At 32.8% G+C, this 19,254-nt stretch carries 18 protein-coding genes; 11 read left to right on the top strand and 7 right to left on the bottom strand.

The window, feature by feature from the left end:
• Positions 1 to 224: 224 nt before the first annotated feature.
• Positions 225 to 1,640, top strand: coding sequence for a hypothetical protein (locus HHX25_RS13710; RefSeq protein ID WP_169674590.1), 1,416 nt, complete (start codon positions 225 to 227; stop codon positions 1,638 to 1,640).
• Between the two features lie 62 nt (positions 1,641 to 1,702).
• On the opposite strand, the gene HHX25_RS13705 is transcribed toward HHX25_RS13710, so the two are convergent.
• Positions 1,703 to 2,503, bottom strand: a complete 801-nt coding sequence (locus HHX25_RS13705; RefSeq protein WP_169674586.1) for a class I SAM-dependent methyltransferase — start codon at positions 2,501 to 2,503, stop codon at positions 1,703 to 1,705.
• Between the two features lie 70 nt (positions 2,504 to 2,573).
• Between HHX25_RS13705 and HHX25_RS13700 the strand changes: the two genes are divergently transcribed.
• Positions 2,574 to 3,248 carry a hypothetical protein gene (locus HHX25_RS13700; protein WP_169674583.1) on the top strand — a complete coding sequence of 225 codons (675 nt, stop codon included), beginning with the start codon at positions 2,574 to 2,576 and terminating at the stop codon, positions 3,246 to 3,248.
• 180 nt (positions 3,249 to 3,428) lie between these two features.
• Here HHX25_RS13700 and HHX25_RS13695 read toward each other — a convergent pair whose 3' ends face one another.
• Entirely contained in the window at positions 3,429 to 3,848 is a 420-nt protein-coding gene (locus HHX25_RS13695) for a (4Fe-4S)-binding protein (RefSeq protein WP_169674581.1), read from the bottom strand.
• 47 nt (positions 3,849 to 3,895) lie between these two features.
• Positions 3,896 to 4,726 carry an IclR family transcriptional regulator gene (locus HHX25_RS13690; protein ID WP_240964535.1) on the bottom strand — a complete coding sequence of 277 codons (831 nt, stop codon included), beginning with the start codon at positions 4,724 to 4,726 and terminating at the stop codon, positions 3,896 to 3,898.
• 121 nt (positions 4,727 to 4,847) lie between these two features.
• On the opposite strand from HHX25_RS13690, the gene kynU reads away from it, so the two are divergent.
• The 9 genes from kynU to HHX25_RS13645 all read left to right on the top strand — a co-directional run bounded on the left by kynU (position 4,848) and on the right by HHX25_RS13645 (position 13,169).
• Positions 4,848 to 6,110 (top strand): kynureninase, encoded by a 1,263-nt coding sequence (kynU, locus tag HHX25_RS13685; protein ID WP_169674578.1) that lies wholly within the window; start codon positions 4,848 to 4,850, stop codon positions 6,108 to 6,110.
• A 45-nt stretch (positions 6,111 to 6,155) separates the two neighbouring features.
• Positions 6,156 to 7,568, top strand: a complete 1,413-nt coding sequence (locus HHX25_RS13680; RefSeq protein WP_169674575.1) for an FAD-dependent oxidoreductase — start codon at positions 6,156 to 6,158, stop codon at positions 7,566 to 7,568.
• A gap of 2 nt (positions 7,569 to 7,570) precedes the next feature.
• Entirely contained in the window at positions 7,571 to 7,984 is a 414-nt protein-coding gene (locus HHX25_RS13675; protein ID WP_169674572.1) for a RidA family protein, read from the top strand.
• 95 nt (positions 7,985 to 8,079) lie between these two features.
• Positions 8,080 to 9,522: an aldehyde dehydrogenase gene (locus HHX25_RS13670; RefSeq protein WP_169674569.1), complete on the top strand. Its 1,443-nt coding sequence runs from the start codon at positions 8,080 to 8,082 to the stop codon at positions 9,520 to 9,522.
• A 12-nt stretch (positions 9,523 to 9,534) separates the two neighbouring features.
• Positions 9,535 to 9,975: a GNAT family N-acetyltransferase gene (locus HHX25_RS13665; protein ID WP_169674566.1), complete on the top strand. Its 441-nt coding sequence runs from the start codon at positions 9,535 to 9,537 to the stop codon at positions 9,973 to 9,975.
• 1 nt (position 9,976) lies between these two features.
• Positions 9,977 to 10,759 (top strand): SDR family oxidoreductase, encoded by a 783-nt coding sequence (locus tag HHX25_RS13660; protein ID WP_169674563.1) that lies wholly within the window; start codon positions 9,977 to 9,979, stop codon positions 10,757 to 10,759.
• A gap of 55 nt (positions 10,760 to 10,814) precedes the next feature.
• A complete protein-coding gene (locus HHX25_RS13655) occupies positions 10,815 to 11,339 on the top strand; it encodes a 3-hydroxyanthranilate 3,4-dioxygenase (protein WP_169674560.1) in 525 nt (174 codons plus the stop codon).
• A 9-nt stretch (positions 11,340 to 11,348) separates the two neighbouring features.
• Positions 11,349 to 12,434, top strand: coding sequence for an amidohydrolase family protein (locus HHX25_RS13650; RefSeq protein WP_169674557.1), 1,086 nt, complete (start codon positions 11,349 to 11,351; stop codon positions 12,432 to 12,434).
• 90 nt (positions 12,435 to 12,524) lie between these two features.
• Positions 12,525 to 13,169, top strand: coding sequence for an O-methyltransferase (locus HHX25_RS13645; protein ID WP_169674554.1), 645 nt, complete (start codon positions 12,525 to 12,527; stop codon positions 13,167 to 13,169).
• 58 nt (positions 13,170 to 13,227) lie between these two features.
• Here the strand turns inward: HHX25_RS13645 and HHX25_RS13640 are convergent, their stop codons facing one another.
• The 4 genes from HHX25_RS13640 to HHX25_RS13625 form a co-directional block, all read right to left on the bottom strand.
• On the bottom strand, positions 13,228 to 13,905 hold the full coding sequence (locus HHX25_RS13640; RefSeq protein ID WP_169674551.1) for a hypothetical protein: 678 nt from the start codon (positions 13,903 to 13,905) through the stop codon (positions 13,228 to 13,230).
• A 100-nt stretch (positions 13,906 to 14,005) separates the two neighbouring features.
• On the bottom strand, positions 14,006 to 14,767 hold the full coding sequence (locus HHX25_RS13635; RefSeq protein WP_169674548.1) for a LytR/AlgR family response regulator transcription factor: 762 nt from the start codon (positions 14,765 to 14,767) through the stop codon (positions 14,006 to 14,008).
• A 1-nt stretch (position 14,768) separates the two neighbouring features.
• Positions 14,769 to 16,715, bottom strand: coding sequence for a sensor histidine kinase (locus tag HHX25_RS13630; protein WP_169674545.1), 1,947 nt, complete (start codon positions 16,713 to 16,715; stop codon positions 14,769 to 14,771).
• Positions 16,716 to 16,927: 212 nt separating this feature from the next.
• Positions 16,928 to 19,228: an ATP-binding response regulator gene (locus HHX25_RS13625; RefSeq protein ID WP_169674542.1), complete on the bottom strand. Its 2,301-nt coding sequence runs from the start codon at positions 19,226 to 19,228 to the stop codon at positions 16,928 to 16,930.
• Between the last annotated feature and the right edge of the window lie 26 nt (positions 19,229 to 19,254).

The raw sequence follows: 19,254 nt of genomic DNA, 5'->3' as shown, positions 1-19,254 counted from the left end.
TTGCTCTAAAACAAGTGTAAAATGTGATAATGACCAATTTGTGACGTTGGTTGACTCATTTGTGACATTTTGCTATTTGGCAAAACAGATTGTAGGATGAAATTGGTTGATTTGTGATATAGATTGATTGAAAATTGATTACAAAAAGTAATTAATTGCAGCTTATTTAAAATAGATGAAATTAATTGAAACGGAACCCTACAATTGCAATATAATTAATTAGGATGAGCACAATTGAAGCCACAAAAGACTTAAAGGACTTACTAATTTCTCTTAATGAAAGAAAAGATTTAACCATTCTTGATTATCAAGTGAATGAACCTTTATCAAAAAATGACATAGATATCAATAAAGGCGTTTTACCTGAGTCGCTACTTGACTTCTATTCTGTTATGAATGGGTGTGAGTTCAAGGCTTTCTTTACAGAAGATAGTCATCTAGAAATTGGGATTAAGATACCGTCACTTGACAAAGTAGGAACTTTTGTTTCGGATACTATAGATTACAATTTTAGTTCTGAAATATCTTTCTTACCAGTAGAATTTATTGACCCAACCGCTACAACATCTTTTACTATTAGAAAAGGAGACAAGAACATCAATCAGGCAAAGTTAGTAAGCTGTTGGGCTGGTCAAGAATATGAATCAATAAGAACATATTCCAATTTGGGTGAATTCATCGAAAAAGCAATTCAATTTAATTTGTCTATTTTTTGGTTCTCTAGTCAATTTAAAAGTCAATCCCAATCAGTTAGGAGACGAATTTCTCAGCCTGATGTAAGGTCATCTATTTTTTTTGTAGGTGCAAGAGTTCAGTTTAAACGATTTGGACCAAAAGGCTCAATTATAAGGTTGGTTACACTTACTGAGAGCGTGAAAAATTCAAATATATGGGCTTTGGTCGATTTTGATGGAATGGAAAATCCTTTATGGGCACCTGCTTACGCATTAGATAAACGAGGAAAACAATTAGAACCACATGATAAAATCCTTATCAAATCAGATGATTTCCTACTTTATTTAAAATCTTGTAATGCAGAAGAAACCGCAATGCTTTTAAAAGATATTACCTTTTATCATATCGAACCTAAAAGTACCATTTCACTGAATGACCTTACTATTTTAGAAAGTTCATACCATATTTATGCAATATTTAGAAATATGAATTTTGACGATTTTATTGAATGGTCATATTCAATAATTAGTCAATGGGCCGTATTAAGTAAAAGTGGATTCTACGAAAAACATGATTTCAAAGAAAAGAAAGGGAAATTTAAAATTAGAAAACGCTCCTACGGATTTGCATATTTCGCATTAGCTTATAATTTAATTGGTGGTATTGCTATATTATTAAAGGAAAAAAAACATCAAAATCCTGAGTATAAATTGACTAACAATATTCAAGAAAAATTTGACTTGATATCTGGAGATATTAAGTCAATCTCTTTGGGTATTGATGAATATGAACTTAATTATAACAAACAGAATTATTGTCACCTGCTCAAAATTCTGAATTATTTAACAACAATAAATGGATCTCTCAAGCAAAATAAATCTCCTATTTTTAGAGGATATAAAATTAACAAAAAACTATCCTTAAAAGGGTTAGATAATAACTTTAATTCTTTAATTTCTATTTAAATACTGTAATAGTCTTTTTCACTAAGCAAACACCTTCCTTCATTTAAAAAACCACTTAAAATCTACAATTTGGTCGCTTTTAATGTAAAAATCAAAGGATAGAATTTGTCTTTGGTCGCATACATTCCAGACTCCGTTTTCTCCAAATCCGGTAAGACATTATAAGGACTTTCGTCATACTCCTTTAAATATTCAATACGTAAACCAGCTTCCGTTAAAGCAGAAACCACTTCGCCCAAACCATGATTCCAACCATATTCTTTACTCACCATCTTTGCTCCCTGGTTGGCATATGTACCTTCATATTCTTCATAAATCACATCGGCCTGCATATATCCGTATTTCATAACAGGCTTCCCCTCTAAATAATCGAACATCCAAACAATAGGGTGAAATTCTGCCATAAAAAATGTACCTCCTTTTTTTAAACGTTCAGCGATCATTTGTCCCCAGGGTTTTAAATCAGGCAACCAACCAATCACACCATAACTTGTAAAAACGATATCAAATGTTTCCTTTATAAAATCGGAAGTATTTAAAACATTGCAGCAAACAAATTCAGCATCTAAATTCAATTCCTTGTTTAGGCTTTTTGCCAGCTTAATACCTTCATCACTTAAATCGACACCAGTACATTTAGCTCCTAACCTACTCCAACTCAACGTATCCTGACCAAAATGACATTGTAAGTGTAAAAGTGATTTCCCTTTTACACCTCCCAAAGCTTCTAATTCATAAGGCTTTAAAGAAGATTTCCCTTTTTTAAAATCATCTAAATGATACATGTCACTTTGAGCATGCACCCTTACTTTATCATTCCAGGTAGCCTTATTGGTATTAAAATAGATATCATTATTATCCATTATAAAAATTTAATTCATCAAGATAAAACTTCTTATGGAATGTTCAATATCTTTACCAAAAATTTCTATTATGAAAAAGTTCACCCTTATCATGTTTCTTCTCTTGCTAAGCCTTTCATGCAAACAAAAGGAAGAAAAAATATTAGAGATAAAGCCTCTTACCATAGCCGAAAAAATAGCAAATGCCCACGGTTACAAAAACTGGAAACACGTCGATAAAATTAATTTCACTTTTAATGTAGACAAAGACAGTAGTCATTTTGAAAGAATTTGGGCCTGGAAACCCAAAATAAATGAGGTTAATTTTTCAACAGGAGGCGACTCCATAGTTTTATACAATAGAAGTAAAATCGATTCAACAAAAACAAAGCTAGATGGTAATTTTATAAATGATAAATACTGGTTGTTAGTACCATTTCAATTAATTTGGGATGAAGGACTGAGCATTTCGGAGCCAGTAAAAGAAATTGCCCCAATTAGTAAAACCGAAATGAACAAAATAACCTTGACTTATTCTAGTGAAGGTGGTTATACACCTGGAGACGCTTACGATATTTTTTACGGAAATGACTTCTTAATTAAAGAATGGATTTTTAGAAAAGGAAACACCAACGAACCGTCCATGATCACAACTTTTGAAAATTATCAAGATTTCGGAGGTATTAAGATTGCTTTAGATCACAAAAAAGCAGGCACTAATTGGAACCTTAATTTCACTAATATAAAAATCGACTTTACTCACTAGTCATCTTATTTTACAGCAAATTTTCAAATATTTTTTAGATTTTGTGTAATGAAAAGATCCAGTCTTCGACTTAAATCGTATATAAAGTATAAATAGAACTTTCCGCATTTGCGTCTATATATATCAAAAGCGCTTCAATTATTAGAAATTGAAGCGCTTTTCTTTTATTTATGCTTCTTTTTAGCCTTTAAATTTATTAGTTACATGTGTACCATCACAAAAAGGTTTGTTTGCCGAAGCTCCGCACCTACAAAACGCGGTTGTTTTATTTTTTGTTTCTTCTGTACCATCTTTATAAGTGACCTTTAGTGTCCCGTAAACCAAAAGCGGTCCATTTTCTAGAACCTCAACTTTGGTTTCTAATGCTTCTGCTGTTTTATCTCCCTCGGCATTCATATAATAACGTAATGCCCCAGAAGGACATTGTTTGACTTGATTTACAATAGCATCTGTTGATGCCGCATCTATTTTAACCCACGGTCGTACTTTTGGCTGGAAAACTTCTGGTAAACCTTTAGCACAAATTGCCGAATGAATGCATTTTTCAGCTTCCCAAACAACCGTAGTTTCCCCGTTTGAGTATTCTTTGATCTTGCCCATAATATGTAGTTTTCACTAAAGGTACAAAAAATGATTATGCATAGGGCTTAATTATAATCGGATATATGCTCCTCTATTTCCAAAGCTCCTTTCTTTATAATAGACAAATAAGACGTTATATTTTCTGGTTTAAATCTACTAGACGGTCCAGAAACACTAATGCTGGCAATAACTTCTTTCTTTTTGTTAAACACAGGTATAGCAATACAAATAAGTCCTAATTCAAGCTCTTCCATATCTAATGCATATACCTTTTCTTTTACCTTTTTAAGTTCAAGCAATAAATCCTCAGAATTGGTTATAGTATTTGAAGTACGCGCTTTTAGTTTGACATTTTTTAAATAATCTGAAATTTGATTTGTGGACGAAAAAGCTAGAAGTATTTTTCCTAAGGCCGTACAATAAGCCTCCTGATATGATCCTATTTGCGTACTAACCTTCAAACCTAATGGGCTTTCTGCCTTGTTCAAATATAATACCTGATCGTTTCTTAAGACTCCTAAATGCACTGTTTCTTTAATTTCTTTAGCAATATTCTCCAAAGGAATTCGAGAATAACTCCTTAATGATTTGTGTATAGAAACCAAATTCCCTAATTCAAATAATTTTAGTCCTAAAATATACTTATCGTTATCATTCTTTTGCACAACATCTAAATACTCTAATGTACTTAGTAAACGGTAGGTAGTTGTTTTGTTATAACCTGTCTTTTTTGCCAATTCGCGGACACCCCATTCTTGTTTATCATTTAAATAAGTATCTAAAAGCCTAAAAGCTTTGATAACTGATAAATTTAAATCTTTATTAACATCTTCCATACAAGCTTTATAATCAAATTTTCTTTTATTTTGAGAGGTAGAATAATTTTTGTTATTCAAAAATAAGTATTAATTTTGAAACAGTGTTTCGTATAATGAAACGATTTTGGATTTTTTTGTAAAAAAACAATCTTTTCATCAGCATAATCATAAATTTTAACATTAAACCATTGGCTTTAACATGTATAAAGCAACCTTAGATTACGCAAAGCAACAAGATGTATTAGATGAACTTTCTAATTACCGTAATCGATTTCATATTCCTAAAGACAAAAAAGGAAATGAATTGATTTATATGACAGGAAATTCCCTTGGGCTTCAACCAAAGCAAACAAAAACATACATAAATCAAGAATTGGAAGATTGGGCTAATTTGGGAGTAGAAGGGCATACCGAGGCAAAAAACCCTTGGCTACCTTATCATGAGTTTTTAGCCGAAAGCATGGCAAATGTTGTTGGTGCAAAACCTATTGAAGTTGTTACCATGAACACATTAACTGGTAATTTGCATTTTATGATGGTATCATTTTATAAGCCAACAAAAACACGTTACAAAATAATTATAGAAAGTGATGCCTTTCCTTCAGATAAATATGCTGTAGAATCTCAATTACGGCATCATGGTTTTGATGACAAAGAAGGTTTAATCCTTTGGAAACCTAGAAAAGATGAAGAATTATTACGTTATGAAGATTTGGAAGATATTCTCGAAAAACATGGTAGCGAAGTCTCATTAATAATGATTGGCGGTGTGAACTACTACACAGGTCAATATTTCGATCTAAAGCGCATCACAAGCCTGGGGCATAAATACCAATGCATGGTTGGATTTGATTGCGCCCATGGCGCTGGTAATGTAGCTCTTAATTTACACGATTCTGGAGCAGACTTTGCCGTATGGTGTACCTATAAATATTTAAATTCAGGCCCTGGAAGTCTGGCTGGCTGTTTTGTTCATGAAAGGCATGCATACAACAAAGATTTAAATCGTTTTACAGGTTGGTGGAGCCATAACAAACAAACACGTTTTAATATGCGTCAGGAATTCGATGTACTTCCTGGTGCTGAAGGTTGGCAACTTAGTAATCCGCCAATACTATCTATGGCTGCCATTAAAGCATCTTTGGACATTTTTAATGAAATAGGCATAAAAAAGTTGATCGACAAATCTAAAAGACTAACAGGTTATTTTGAATTTTTGTTAAAGCAATTAGGAGAAGGCACTATTAAAATAATTACACCAGCCAACCCTGAAGAACGTGGTTGTCAACTCTCCATTCAGGTTTTAAATGCCGATAAAACACTGCATGATAAATTAACCGAAGTTGGCGTTATAAGTGATTGGAGAGAACCTGATGTTATTCGTTGTGCTCCCACACCGCTTTATAATTCATTTCAAGATGTTTATCATATGGTTGATAAGTTAAAAAGCATATTAAATTGATTTTAAATTAAAATGAAGTCCTGAAACAGGTTCAGGACGATTAACATGAAAAAACAACAAAACATACTCATTATAGGTGCTGGACTTTGTGGATCGCTCTTGGCTTTACGTTTGGGACAAAGAGGTTATAATGTTTCGGTTTATGAGATGCGTCCAGACTTGCGCAAAGTAGATATTAGTGCTGGTCGTTCTATAAACTTAGCATTTTCAGACCGTGGTAACAAGGCCATGAAGCTTGTTGGTATAGAAGAGAAAGTAAAGGCACTTTGCATTCCTATGAATGGTCGTATGATTCATGATAAAGAAGGTCATACTTTTTTATCAAATTATAGCGGACGCGATCATGAGTACATCAACTCGGTGTCCCGTGGCGGGTTGAATGCCTTACTTTTGGATGAAGCCGAAAAGCATGAAAATGTGTCTATTTATTTTAATAAAAAATGTAAATCGGTCAATTTTAAAAAGACAACAGCCCTGTTTAAAGATTATGAAACGAAATCGGAATTTGTTGAAGATGCAGATGTTATTATCGCTACAGATGGTGCAGGATCTGCAATGCGCAAGAGTTATTATTTAGCAAAAAAATTCTTGTTCAGTTTTTCCCAAGACTATTTAACACATGGTTACAAAGAATTAAGTATTCTACCAACTAAAACAGGTGATTATAAAACTTATAAAAACGCATTGCACATATGGCCTCGTGGTTCTTTCATGCTTATTGCCCTTCCAAATTTAGATGGTAGTTTTACAGTGACGCTATTTTTAAGTTATGATGAAGGTGTGTATAATTTCAATAATTTAACAACTCCAGAAATTGTTTCAGAATTCTTTCAAAAAGAGTTTCCTGATGCTTTAAGCCTAATGCCAAATCTTATTGAAGATTTCTTTAAAAACCCAACAGCACCACTAGGAACTGTAAAATGCTCGCCTTGGCATTATAAGGGCAATACCTTATTAATGGGAGATTCTGCGCATGCTATTGTTCCATTTTACGGTCAAGGCATGAATGCTTCTTTTGAAGATGTTGTTGAATTTGACGCTATTTTAGATCAGAATTCAGGAAACTGGGAAGCTGTATTTAAGGCCTATGAGGCAACTCGTAAAAAAGACACTGATGCCATTGCTGACTTAGCTATAGATAACTTTCATGAAATGAAAGACCATGTTGCCAACCCTATATTTCAGGAAAAACGTAAATTAGAAATGGCTTTGGAACAAAATTTTCCTAACGCATATTCATCAAAATATTCTTTGGTTACCTTTCATGAAAACATTGGTTATCATGAAGCGATGACAAGAGGGCGAGCACAAGATAAAGCTATTTTAAACATGATAGCAGATAAAAGTATCCCAACATCAGATATGACAAAAGAGGAATTAAAGGTCATCTTAAAAAGCGTCCAGCAAGAAACCAATAATATTCTTGAAGATGATAGAATCGCAGGATTAAAACAATAACTATGAGTGAAAAGAAACAAGTTACACCACGAGGTGCTTACCCACATACCAAACGTGTTGGCGATTTTATATTTGTATCGGGGACCAGTTCCCGTAGACCAGATAACACTATAGCAGGCGTTGATATTATTGACGAGATGGGCTCCAAACGCTTAAACATTGAAGTACAAACTCGCGAGGTTATAAAGAATATAGAAAAGAATTTAGCTAAAGAAGGTGCTACTTTAAAAGATATTGTTGATGTCACATCTTTTTTAGTAAACATGAATGATTTTGCTAGCTATAACAAAGCATATGCCGAGTTCTTTGATGCAAAAACCGGACCAACACGAACCACTGTCGCAGTCCATCAATTACCACATCCAGATTTGGTTGTGGAGATTAAGGTAATGGCTTATAAACCACTAAAGAAATAGAATGAAATTTAATTGTTTATAAATGGCATTGAGAAAAATATAGTAAAAAAACAGAACTAAAAGATTAGATTCCTGCCTACGCAGGAATGACAAAAATGAAGCAAATAAAAAACTACATAAACGGTCAATTTCTAAATCCATCATCAAACAATTGGATAGACAACTATTGCCCTGCTGACGGTAAAGTGTATGGGCAAACCCCTAACTCTTCAAAAGCAGATGTAGAAAATGCGTACATTGCCGCTAAATCAGCTTTTCCAAGCTGGTCGCAAACCACTTTAGAAGAACGGAGCAGAATTTTAATCAGAATCTCAGAATTACTAGAAGTTCATTTACAACGCTTTGCAGAAGTCGAAAGTAAAGACACTGGCAAACCTATAAGCCTAGCAAAAGCTGTTGATATTCCCAGAGCCGCAAGTAATTTTCGTTTTTTTGGAAACGCCATTACACAATTTGCAAGTGAAAGCCATGAAAGTATTGGCCATGATGCTATAAATTATACACTGCGTCAACCTATAGGAGTTGTTGGTTGTATATCTCCCTGGAACCTACCGCTCTACCTCTTCACCTGGAAAATTGCTCCAGCCATTGCAGCAGGAAATTGTGTTATTGCTAAGCCAAGCGAAGTAACACCCATGACTGCTTATTTATTTGGAGAGATTTGCTCAGAAGCAGGACTGCCAAAAGGCGTTTTAAACATTATTCACGGATTAGGCAGTACGACTGGACAAGCTATTATAGAACACCCAGATATTAAAGCGATTTCATTTACGGGAGGTACCGAAACAGGAGCTCATATTGCCAAGGTAGCAGCACCAATGTTTAAAAAATTATCATTAGAACTCGGTGGCAAAAACCCTAATATCATCTTTGCGGATTGCAATTATAATGATATGCTAGAAACAACTGTTCGTTCATCCTTTGCCAACCAAGGTCAAATTTGTTTATGTGGTAGCCGTATTTTTGTAGAGGCAAGCATTTATGAAAAATTCAAAACTGATTTTGTTGAAAAAACGAAACAGCTCAAGGTGGGACATCCTTCAAAAAAAGATACAGACATTGGCGCTTTGGTTTCTAAATCGCATCTTGAGAAAGTCATGCAATATATTGGCATTGCTAAAGAGGAAAACGGAACCATTCTTTGTGGAGGAAATAAAGTTACCGTTACTGGTCACCAAGACGGGTACTATTTAGAACCTACAGTTATTGAAGTGACAACAGATGCATGTAGAGTCAATCAGGAAGAAATTTTTGGCCCTATTGTAACGATCATGCCCTTTAATACAGAAGATGACGTATTACAAATGGCCAATAAGGTTAAATATGGATTATCGGCAACATTGTGGACAAATAGCTTAAAACGCACTATGAGTATGAGCAACCAATTACAATCTGGCATCGTTTGGGTTAATACTTGGATGCTACGTGACTTAAGAACACCCTTTGGCGGGATTAAAGCTTCTGGTGTAGGTCGTGAAGGGGGTTTTGAAGCATTACGTTTTTTCACTGAAGCCAAAAATGTGTGTATAAAATATTAATTCTATGACGGCATGGTAGCTTTAGAAAACAATATTTATTTTTCATCCGAAACCAATGATATGGATTTAAATCTTATCTATTCATTTGTTAAAAACTCTTATTGGGGAACATCAAGAACCTTGAAAGAGCAGAAAACAGCTATGGAAAACACCATCAACTTTGGCCTCTTTCTCAATGGAAACCAAATCGCTTATGCTAGGGTCATGACCGATAAGGTCTTTTTCGCATATCTTTTAGATGTTTTTGTTATTGAGTCGCACCAAGGTAAAGGATACTCAAAACTGTTAATAGATAAGATTTTAAACTACCCCGAACTGAAAAGTATAGACAAGTGGATGTTAGCAACAAAAGACGCACATAAGTTATACGAAAAATTTGGGTTTAACACCGTAAAGAGCCCTGAAAAATTAATGGAAAAATTAAGCCCACGTGCTAAAATAATATACGAATAATATGAATCTAAACTTAAACAATAAAAATGCTCTGGTTTGTGGAAGCACGCAAGGCATTGGTAAAGCAACTGCTATTGCATTAGCACAAGAAGGTGTTAACGTAACTTTAGTAGCCAGAAACCGGGAAAAACTCAAGGCTGTTTTAAATGAATTACCCGAACACGGAAACCATAGCCTTATTGTAGCAGATTTTTCGAATCCCAGGGATTTACAAGAACAGGTTATCAAATTTATTAATAGTAATCATGGGTTTCATATTCTAGTTAATAATACTGGCGGACCAAGGAGCGGGAACATTTTAACAGCTAGTTTAGATGAGTTTGAAAATGCTTTTGTACAACACCTTAAATGTAATCATGTGTTAGCTCAAGCTACAATTCCATTTATGAAAGATGAAGGTTTTGGAAGGATTATCAATATTATTTCAACATCAGTAAAGGAGCCTATTCCTGGCCTTGGTGTTAGTAATACCATTAGAGGTGCTGTAGGTAATTGGAGCAAAACGCTATCAAACGAGGTAGCGGCTTTTGGTATTACCGTAAATAATGTGTTACCTGGATTTACCGATACTGAACGCTTAACAGAAATTATCACCATTAAAGCAAAAGGAACAGATATTTCAGTTGAAGAAATGACTAAAATTATGAAAAACCATACACCCGCAAAACGTTTTGCCAAACCTGAAGAGACTGCAAATGTGGTTACTTTTTTGGCAAGTGAGGCTGCAAGTTATGTTAATGGAATAAACCTCCCTGTTGATGGTGGAAGGACAAAAAGTTTGTAACTTTATAACAAGTAAAACCCTAAAATTAGAAGTGTTCACCAAAAAATACAAAAACATGAGTAAACTAGTTTCTCCCTTAAATTTTAAAGCTTGGATAGAAGAAAATAGGCATCTTTTAAAACCACCTGTTGGGAACAAATGTGTTTGGAAGGATGGTGATTTTATTGTGATGGTTGTTGGCGGTCCCAATAATAGAAAAGACTATCATTATAATGAAACTCCAGAATTTTTCTATCAGGTAGAAGGTGATATGGTCTTAAAAATTATAAATAATGGACAGCCAGAGGATGTACATATAAAAGAAGGTGATATTTACCTATTGCCTCCAAAAGTACCGCATTCGCCACAACGTATTGCTAATACAGTTGGATTGGTTATTGAATATCCTCGCTCTAAAAAAATGAAAGATGCTTTAGAATGGTATTGTGAAAACTGCAATAATTTATTGTATAGAAAGAAATTCAAGCTTGATAATATAGAAACAGATATGCCCAAGATTTTTGACAAGTACTACTCTAGCGAGGAAAAATGCACTTGCAAAAAATGTGACACAAAAATGGAGGCCCCTAAAAAAATTTAAATAAAAAATATGGCACGTAAACTCCGCATCAACGGGCATTCGCATTTACTTCCTTACCCTGAGGAAATTCCCCAATTCATGAAAGAAAAAGAAATTTTCTGGGTGGATGACGAACGTAAATACATGCTTCAAAAAGGCTGGAGAAGACCTGTAACAGATTCTAGTTTTTTCTTACATGAAAAATTAGAATGGATGGAACGTAACAAATTAGACCATGCTGTTGTTTTAAACTTATCACAACTTTATGGTAACGGACTACGCTTAGAAGAAATGAAAAAAGCACTCCGGTTTCAAAATGATTTTAATGCTAAAATACAGCATGACCACCCCAAAAAATTCACTTGTGGTTTTGTAGTACACCCTGGCTTTATTCATGGTGCTCTATATGAAATCGAACGCTGTGTGGAACAATTAGATATGAAAGTATTATGTTTACCAACACATTTCATGGATTCTATTGGACAATGGCGATCTGTTTTCGACCAAGAAAACGATGCTATCTTTGAATTGGCTGACACATATAAATTAGCTATTGAAATACATCCTTATGATGGAGACAAAATGATAAATCTAGAAAATTCTTCATGGCGGTTCCATTTAATATGGATGCTTGCGCAGTGCGGAGACGCTTATCATTTTTATACTTTGAATGGCATGCAAGAACGTTTTCCTAATATAAGAACCTGTTTTGCGCATGGTGGACAACTGGCCCAAATGAATTTAGGAAGACGTATTCAAGGGTTTGATGGCAGACCCGATTTATTTAAAGGAAAACACCACCCAAGAAAAGCCGTCGGTCATCCAAATATTTATTTTGACACCTTGGTTCACGATACCGATTCGCTAAAACTTATGATAGACCGGCAAGGCAGCAATCAAGTTATTATGGGATTAGACGACCCCTACCCTCTTGGTGAAATGGAAAGCGATGCCCAATCTTCTTACCCTGGGAAATTATTGGATCTGGCCATCAATAAAAATATTATCGACAAAAAACAATACGAGGATATATGGGAAGACAATGTATTACGCTGGTTATTTGGTAACGATGAAACTGAGAAACAAAAATTAGTAAATCGAATTTTAGCTAATTAAAATGTCTTAAACATCTATTGTTGGTATATTTGTAATACTAATTTCGCCAGTTATCAAAATATCCGATCTGGCATTCATTAACCAATATCCATGCATTTTATACCTGAAGAATTAGATGACTACGTTGTAAAACATTCTGAAAATGAACCTGAATTATTACAGCAACTTGGTAGAGAAACCTATCAAAAAATATTACAGCCACGCATGCTTAGCGGGCATTACCAAGGTCGTGTTCTAAGCATAATATCTAAGCTAGTAAATCCAAAGAACATCTTAGAAATAGGTACTTACACAGGATATTCTGCTTTATGTTTAGCTGAAGGCATGCAAGCTTCTGGAGCATTACATACCATAGATATCAATGAAGAATTAGCGGACTTCCAACGAAAATATTTCAACAAATCAGATCATGGTAATCAAATTTTTCAGCATATTGGTGATGCCCTAGAAATCATTCCAACCCTAAATACAATTTTCGATTTGGTGTTCATTGATGCCGATAAAGAAAACTATCCCAGTTATTTTAATATAGTTATTGACAAACTAAACCCTGGAGGTATTATCTTATCAGACAATGTTCTTTGGAGCGGTAAAATACTTGAAGACCTAAAACCTGATGATATGGCCACTAAAGCACTTTTAGAATATAATATCCTTCTAAAAAATGATGATCGAGTTGAAACCGTTGTCTTACCTATTAGGGACGGATTGACTATAAGCAGAAAGGTAAAATGAGGTAAACAAATACCTTTTTACTTAGATATTTTATTTCCTAAATAGAACCACCAAAAGATTAATACAAAACCTGCTCCAACACTTTTTTGGCTAATGCCCTTACTTGCATATCTTTATCGTGATTAACCACATGTAAAAGAGAATTTCGATTTGTTAATTTACCAACAGCGAGTTTCCTTACTTGGATATCCTTATCATGATAAGCGACATGAGCAAGCGAGCTTTGATTAGTCAACCTACCAACCGCTAATTTCCTTATCTGTGCATCTCTGTCATGATATGCCACGTGTGCAAGCGAACTTTGATTGGCTAACCTATTAACTGCTATTTCCCTTATCTGGACATCTTTATCATGATAAGCGACATGAGCAAGTGAACTTTGATTGGCCAGCTTACTTATAGCCAATTTTCTTACCTCCATATTTTTGTCATGATACGCCACGTGTGCAAGCGAACTTTGATTGACCAACTTACCAACTGCCAATTTCCTTATCTCGGCATCTTTATCATGATAAGCGACATGCGCAAGTGAACTTTGGTTCTCCAATTTGCTTACTGCCGATCTCCTCTCCTCTATATCTTTACCGTGATAAGCGATTTGTGTAAGCGATCGTCGATCCTTAATTTCTTCGCTTAAGCTAGCATCATTAGTATAGGTCTCCCTAACAGATTCAACTCTAACATGACAAGAAACTAGTACCAAAGTAAAAATTATAATTATGCTTATTTTTTTCATACGACTATGTTTTAATAATGATATATTTTTTTATCCTTAATTCCATAAAAATCACAAATTCTACACCTCGCTAAAGTTAGTATATTACTTGTAATAAAAGTTACATATCGATCCACTCTTTTATTTTTTCTTTATAGCTTCTTCCTGTCGTTATATTTGTTCGTTTTTTATTATTGAGACTTATAACATATTTACTATTAAAATACTTTTGAATCTCTTTAACACAGTTAATGTTAACAATAAAGCTCCTATGTACTCTTAAAAAATAATCTGGTAATCTGGATTCTAATTGGGATAACGACTTTTCTGTTATAAAGCCCTCTTTATCTGTATTTATGGTTACATATTTATCACTAGCTTCAAAATAAAATATATCGTCTAATTTTAAAAATATTAATTTATCTCCCTTTTTAACAGCAATAGATGTCATCTTCCTTTCTTCTTTAGCTACAGTTATGTTCTTTATAACATCTAAAATGTCTTGTGAAGTACTTCTTGTATTAAACTGTTTCAATTTACCCATCGTTTTCTCTAAACGTTCTAATCTTACAGGTTTCACTAAATAATCGATACTATTCGTTTCAAAAGCCTTTAATGAATATGTATCGTAAGCCGTACAAAAAACAATTAGCGGTATGGTTTCCAGACTTTCTATTAACTGAAAACCTGTAAGTCCTGGCATTTCAATATCCAGAAATATTAAATCTGGGCTTAACGCTTTAATCTTTTGTTTTGCATCTGTACCGTTTTTTGCAGAACCTATGATGTTGATAGTCTCAGGAAAATTAATGAGTAATTTATTTAAACGTTCTCTTGCTAAAGGCTCATCATCAATAATTAATGTTGTATATGGTTTCTGCATGTTAAGCAATGTTATTAATAGTAATCATAATTCTTTTTTCTGGCGTATTTTCCCAACTTAGCAATGCATTATCACCATAACTTAGCCTTAATAAATCGTAAACAGTTTGCAAACCATGACCACTGACTAATCCATCAGGAAATTGTGGACCATTATCTATAACTGTAATCGCGACACCAGACCGACTTTTAGAAATTATCAATTTTATTACACCCTCTTCTTCGATTTTAGAGATGCCATGTTTTACAGCATTTTCTATTAAAGGCTGAATAAGAAACATTGGTATTTTTATACGCTCCAGACCCCTATCTACTTCGATATCAAAATTTAAGCGATCACCAAAACGAATTTGCTCAACTTCTAAATAGTTCTTGACCATCTGTACCTCATCACTAATGGAGCTTTCCTTTTTTCCTTTTCTATTGATGGTATATTTAAACAAATCGGATAAGGATAATGCCATTTTTTCTGTCTTAGCAGTATCTGTAGATGCTAAAGTAGCAATAGAATTTAACGAATTATATAAAAAATGTGGATTAATTTGCGACTGCAGAAGTTTTACTTCCGCTTGAGCGTTAACTTCTTTTAATTTACTTAATTCGACGTCTTTTTGCTTTATTAAAGAATCTGAAAAATAATCTAAATACAATAAAACACCTCTAATTAAAGTAAAAACAAAACTGGCAGCTATAAACGGATTAATTCTCATGAACCAATTACCATACTTATTTTCTGCAATAAAAACAATAACAACAGGTATTATAAAAATGAGAAATGTAAAACACATTTTTAAAATAAGTTGCAAGGTAAAAGGCATACTATCTTTAATAACATATTTATCAAAAAGCATTAAACAAAATGCTGCCATTGAAGCAATTGTTATCAAAATAATACTTAATACGACATATATCGTTACATCTGTTAAAAGAGCCGGTTCTATAATATACCCATAAACGTAAAGTACATTAAACAAACACGTAACCCCCATTAAAATGGGTGCGAAATAACTAAGATAGAGGTACTTATATTTTTTTCTATAAAAAATACCAAAACTTAGCGAAAATAAAGTAACAGCCAGTATAGAACAAATCCAAATTGCAATTATTCTAGTTTTATCCTTATCAAAATAATTACTAGTATACTTCCAAGGATAAGCATTATTCATGTATGCTTTAATCTCTTCCAATAAAGTAGGTGAATATAATTTTTGTAATAAGAATTTATCTAAGTCACTAAATTCATAATCTATAAAAACAGTTTCTTTGTCGTTTAGTATAGACTTTTGGGAGTTGACTATTTTTTTTGACTTTAACTCAAAAAAACTTGCACATGCTATTGTTCTAATGAAAAAGGGCTCCAACATTTTTTGACGTTCCTCTATCGACATGGTTTCATCAAATGAATAATGATTTTCCGAAAATGCTACTCCACTCTCAATATTTTTCCCATAAGTTATATGACTAAAACCTGGTTTTTCATGAATGAAATTAGACCGAGATGAATCTATTCTCATTGAGGGATTTTTTGATCCAAAAAATAGTCTAATAGTATATTTCTTTAAATGTTCAAAATTGTAACCATTTATATCTATGCTATCTTTTTCATTTATTAAAAAAGGGTCACCAAGTGACATACCTGTATAACGCTTAAAATAATTTATCTCTTTATTGGGCAATAATGGCTTAAGTTCTTCTATAAGGTTTTCTAACGCCAAACTATCTTCAGATGTAGCATTATATAGTTTATATAAAATAGGACCACTAAACTTATGAATCCTTAATTCTCCATTAAAAAATAATTTATTTTTTGGTAAAATTCTTTCCTTAACATACTCCCACTTTTCATCCTTTGGCAAATTGGAGTAATTATTTTTTTTGTTATAAGAATCTCTTAGTACTATTACGGGAATGCATAATAAAATAAGGGTCAGTAATATAATTTTCTTCATGGTTTAAATTTAACTATTAATACCTCAAAGAAACTTTTAAAGTTTGGTTACTGAAACTAATTTCTGACGAACTGCATATAGTTTTTACAAACTACATTTTATTAAAAACCAAATAGCCATTTAAGTCAAAAAATGGCTATTCTTTTAATTTATGCTAGGTTTTATAAACACTGGATGAAAAGAAGTTTATGATATATGCAAATAGCGGTACTTTATACTGCCAAAAGAGATTTTACAGGGTTATCATTATCGGGTAGCTTGCACGATTTACTTAATTGAATGTTTGTTTCTATAACTTGATAAAATTCATACGTATCAAAAGGCTTATAAATAATATCATTAAAACCAATACCATTATCATCACAGTCCTTTTTTATACTATCGACATCGGATGCCGTTAAGGCTATTATAGGAATATTAGTATCGAATTCCCTAATAAGACGCGTTGCCTCTTTACCGTTCATCACTGGCATGTTAATATCCATTAAAATAAGATCAAAATCATTGATCTTAGCTATATTTAATGCCTCCAAACCGTTATTAACCACAACAGATTCGTAATTCGCTTTCTTAAGTAAATTTTGTGTAACAACCTGATTTATCTTATTGTCTTCTACTACTAAAATCTTGTATTTATTATTGAAAGTTTTTATTCCGACTTTATTTTTGAATTCCTGCTCATTCTTTTCTACTTTATCGACGTCTATTTCAAAAGTGATATTAAAACTAAAAGTTGTTCCAACCCCTACTTCACTTGCAAGTTCAATTTTACTGTTAAATAGTTCTACCAAATTTTTGGTTATTGAAAGCCCCAAACCTGTGCCTTGATAGTTAATGTTATTATTTTCATCTAATTGAGAAAAGTTGTCAAAAACAGTATCAAATTTATGTTTTGGTATACCACAACCATCATCTTCAATTTCAAAACGTATTTTAACTTCGTTTGTATTGGTATCTAACATGATCACGCGAAGATTAATACATCCATTTGCTGTAAATTTTATACTGTTTCCTATTAAATTAATTAGAATTTGAGACAGTCTTACTTTATCGCATTTTATGTATTGCGGAAGTTGTTTATCAATTAATACATTGATTTTATTATTGGTTTCTTTTAATCTGAAATCAAAAGAATCTACAATATTCTTTATTAATGATTTTAAATTAACCGAAGTGTTCTTCAGCTCTATTTTTTGGGATTCAATTTTGCTTACTTGTAAAATATCATTAATAAGATTTAACAAATAATCTCCTGAATATTTAAGTGAATTTATAAGCTTCGTATCATTTTCGCTTAAATCATTATTTTCAAGAAGCAATGAGGTAATACCAACAACACCATAAAGAGGTGTTCTTAACTCGTGGGTTACATTAGAAATAAATTTCGATTTCAACTCTGATGATTTCACTGCTTCATTTCGAGCAATTTCTAATTGTTCATTCTGGTCTTTTAAAATATTGGTTAATTTTCTTTTAGAAATATAACTTCTATAAACTGTAATTAACGACACCAAAAACAGGAATAGTGCTACCGTTATAATAATGTTTAAGTTTTTTACTTTATTGGTAATTTCAACTTGTTGTATACGTTCCGTATTCGCTATTTGAGCATCTTTTTTATAATCTTCAATAAGGTATTTAGATCCAGCAATTGACTTTCGTTCAAATTGCGCCTCATTGATAAATTTATACAAATAATTATTATATTTCAATAGGGCATTGTAGGCCTGTTTGTCTAAATCTTGTTTATCTAAAGACAAGGCTAGCTTTTTATAGATATTAAGTAAAAGTAAATTATAATTTTGTCTGTTACCACTATTATTTTGTTCTAAAAAAGCTAAAGCTTCATTGAACTTTTTATTGGCATTAGTATACAATTCTTTTTTAATAAAATATAAACCTTGTGTATACTTGAAATATGCATAAGCATTTGAATCTGCCTTATAGCTATTCAAATTTTCCTCTGCTCGTAAAAGATAAATTAATGCCTTTTCGGTTAGGTTATTCTCCAGATATAATTGGCATAAATTAATTTGAATATCAAACAAAACATTTAGTTGCTTGTCAAGGTTATTATGATCCTTAACATCACCTGTAGATGCATGTTTTAATGCATTCTCAAAATAAGAACGTACCAGATTAAACGATTTCTCCTTTTTGTATAATTTCCCTAAGTTTAAATATGATTTTGCTATTAAATAATTATCGTCAATTTCTATGGAAGATTTAAGTGTGGTAATAAATCTGCTCTCGGCTGCATCATATTCTTCTATGGATGTATAAATTTGACCTTGAATGAAATTAGCCAAAGCACTCCCATAAACATCATTAATAGATACCGATAACCTTTTGGACTGGTTAATTGAAGCTAATGCATTTACAATCTCATTATTGTCATAAAACTGTAAAGCTTCAGAATTTAAACTATCTATTTGGAAGATTGTGTGCTTATCGTCTTGAGAATAAGACAAGTTTACAATGCACAGAAAACATACAAGTAGGATTGTTTTCATTTTGTTAGGATTATAGATTTGGATTC

Origin of the sequence: Flavivirga algicola (genome assembly GCF_012910715.1) — a bacterium.
GTDB classification, from domain to species: domain Bacteria; phylum Bacteroidota; class Bacteroidia; order Flavobacteriales; family Flavobacteriaceae; genus Flavivirga; species Flavivirga algicola.
Note: the sequence above shows the minus strand (reverse complement) of the source record. Positions and strands in the feature narration are given on the sequence as shown.

Coding starts and splice junctions, on each gene's coding strand:
- HHX25_RS13710 (WP_169674590.1), top strand. CDS start 225: ATGAGCACAATTGAAGCCACAAAAGACTTAAAGGACTTACTAATTTCT.
- HHX25_RS13705 (WP_169674586.1), bottom strand. CDS start 2,503: ATGGATAATAATGATATCTATTTTAATACCAATAAGGCTACCTGGAAT.
- HHX25_RS13700 (WP_169674583.1), top strand. CDS start 2,574: ATGAAAAAGTTCACCCTTATCATGTTTCTTCTCTTGCTAAGCCTTTCA.
- HHX25_RS13695 (WP_169674581.1), bottom strand. CDS start 3,848: ATGGGCAAGATCAAAGAATACTCAAACGGGGAAACTACGGTTGTTTGG.
- kynU (WP_169674578.1), top strand. CDS start 4,848: ATGTATAAAGCAACCTTAGATTACGCAAAGCAACAAGATGTATTAGAT.
- HHX25_RS13680 (WP_169674575.1), top strand. CDS start 6,156: ATGAAAAAACAACAAAACATACTCATTATAGGTGCTGGACTTTGTGGA.
- HHX25_RS13675 (WP_169674572.1), top strand. CDS start 7,571: ATGAGTGAAAAGAAACAAGTTACACCACGAGGTGCTTACCCACATACC.
- HHX25_RS13670 (WP_169674569.1), top strand. CDS start 8,080: ATGAAGCAAATAAAAAACTACATAAACGGTCAATTTCTAAATCCATCA.
- HHX25_RS13665 (WP_169674566.1), top strand. CDS start 9,535: ATGGTAGCTTTAGAAAACAATATTTATTTTTCATCCGAAACCAATGAT.
- HHX25_RS13660 (WP_169674563.1), top strand. CDS start 9,977: ATGAATCTAAACTTAAACAATAAAAATGCTCTGGTTTGTGGAAGCACG.
- HHX25_RS13655 (WP_169674560.1), top strand. CDS start 10,815: ATGAGTAAACTAGTTTCTCCCTTAAATTTTAAAGCTTGGATAGAAGAA.
- HHX25_RS13650 (WP_169674557.1), top strand. CDS start 11,349: ATGGCACGTAAACTCCGCATCAACGGGCATTCGCATTTACTTCCTTAC.
- HHX25_RS13645 (WP_169674554.1), top strand. CDS start 12,525: ATGCATTTTATACCTGAAGAATTAGATGACTACGTTGTAAAACATTCT.
- HHX25_RS13640 (WP_169674551.1), bottom strand. CDS start 13,905: ATGAAAAAAATAAGCATAATTATAATTTTTACTTTGGTACTAGTTTCT.
- HHX25_RS13635 (WP_169674548.1), bottom strand. CDS start 14,767: ATGCAGAAACCATATACAACATTAATTATTGATGATGAGCCTTTAGCA.
- HHX25_RS13630 (WP_169674545.1), bottom strand. CDS start 16,715: ATGAAGAAAATTATATTACTGACCCTTATTTTATTATGCATTCCCGTA.
- HHX25_RS13625 (WP_169674542.1), bottom strand. CDS start 19,228: ATGAAAACAATCCTACTTGTATGTTTTCTGTGCATTGTAAACTTGTCT.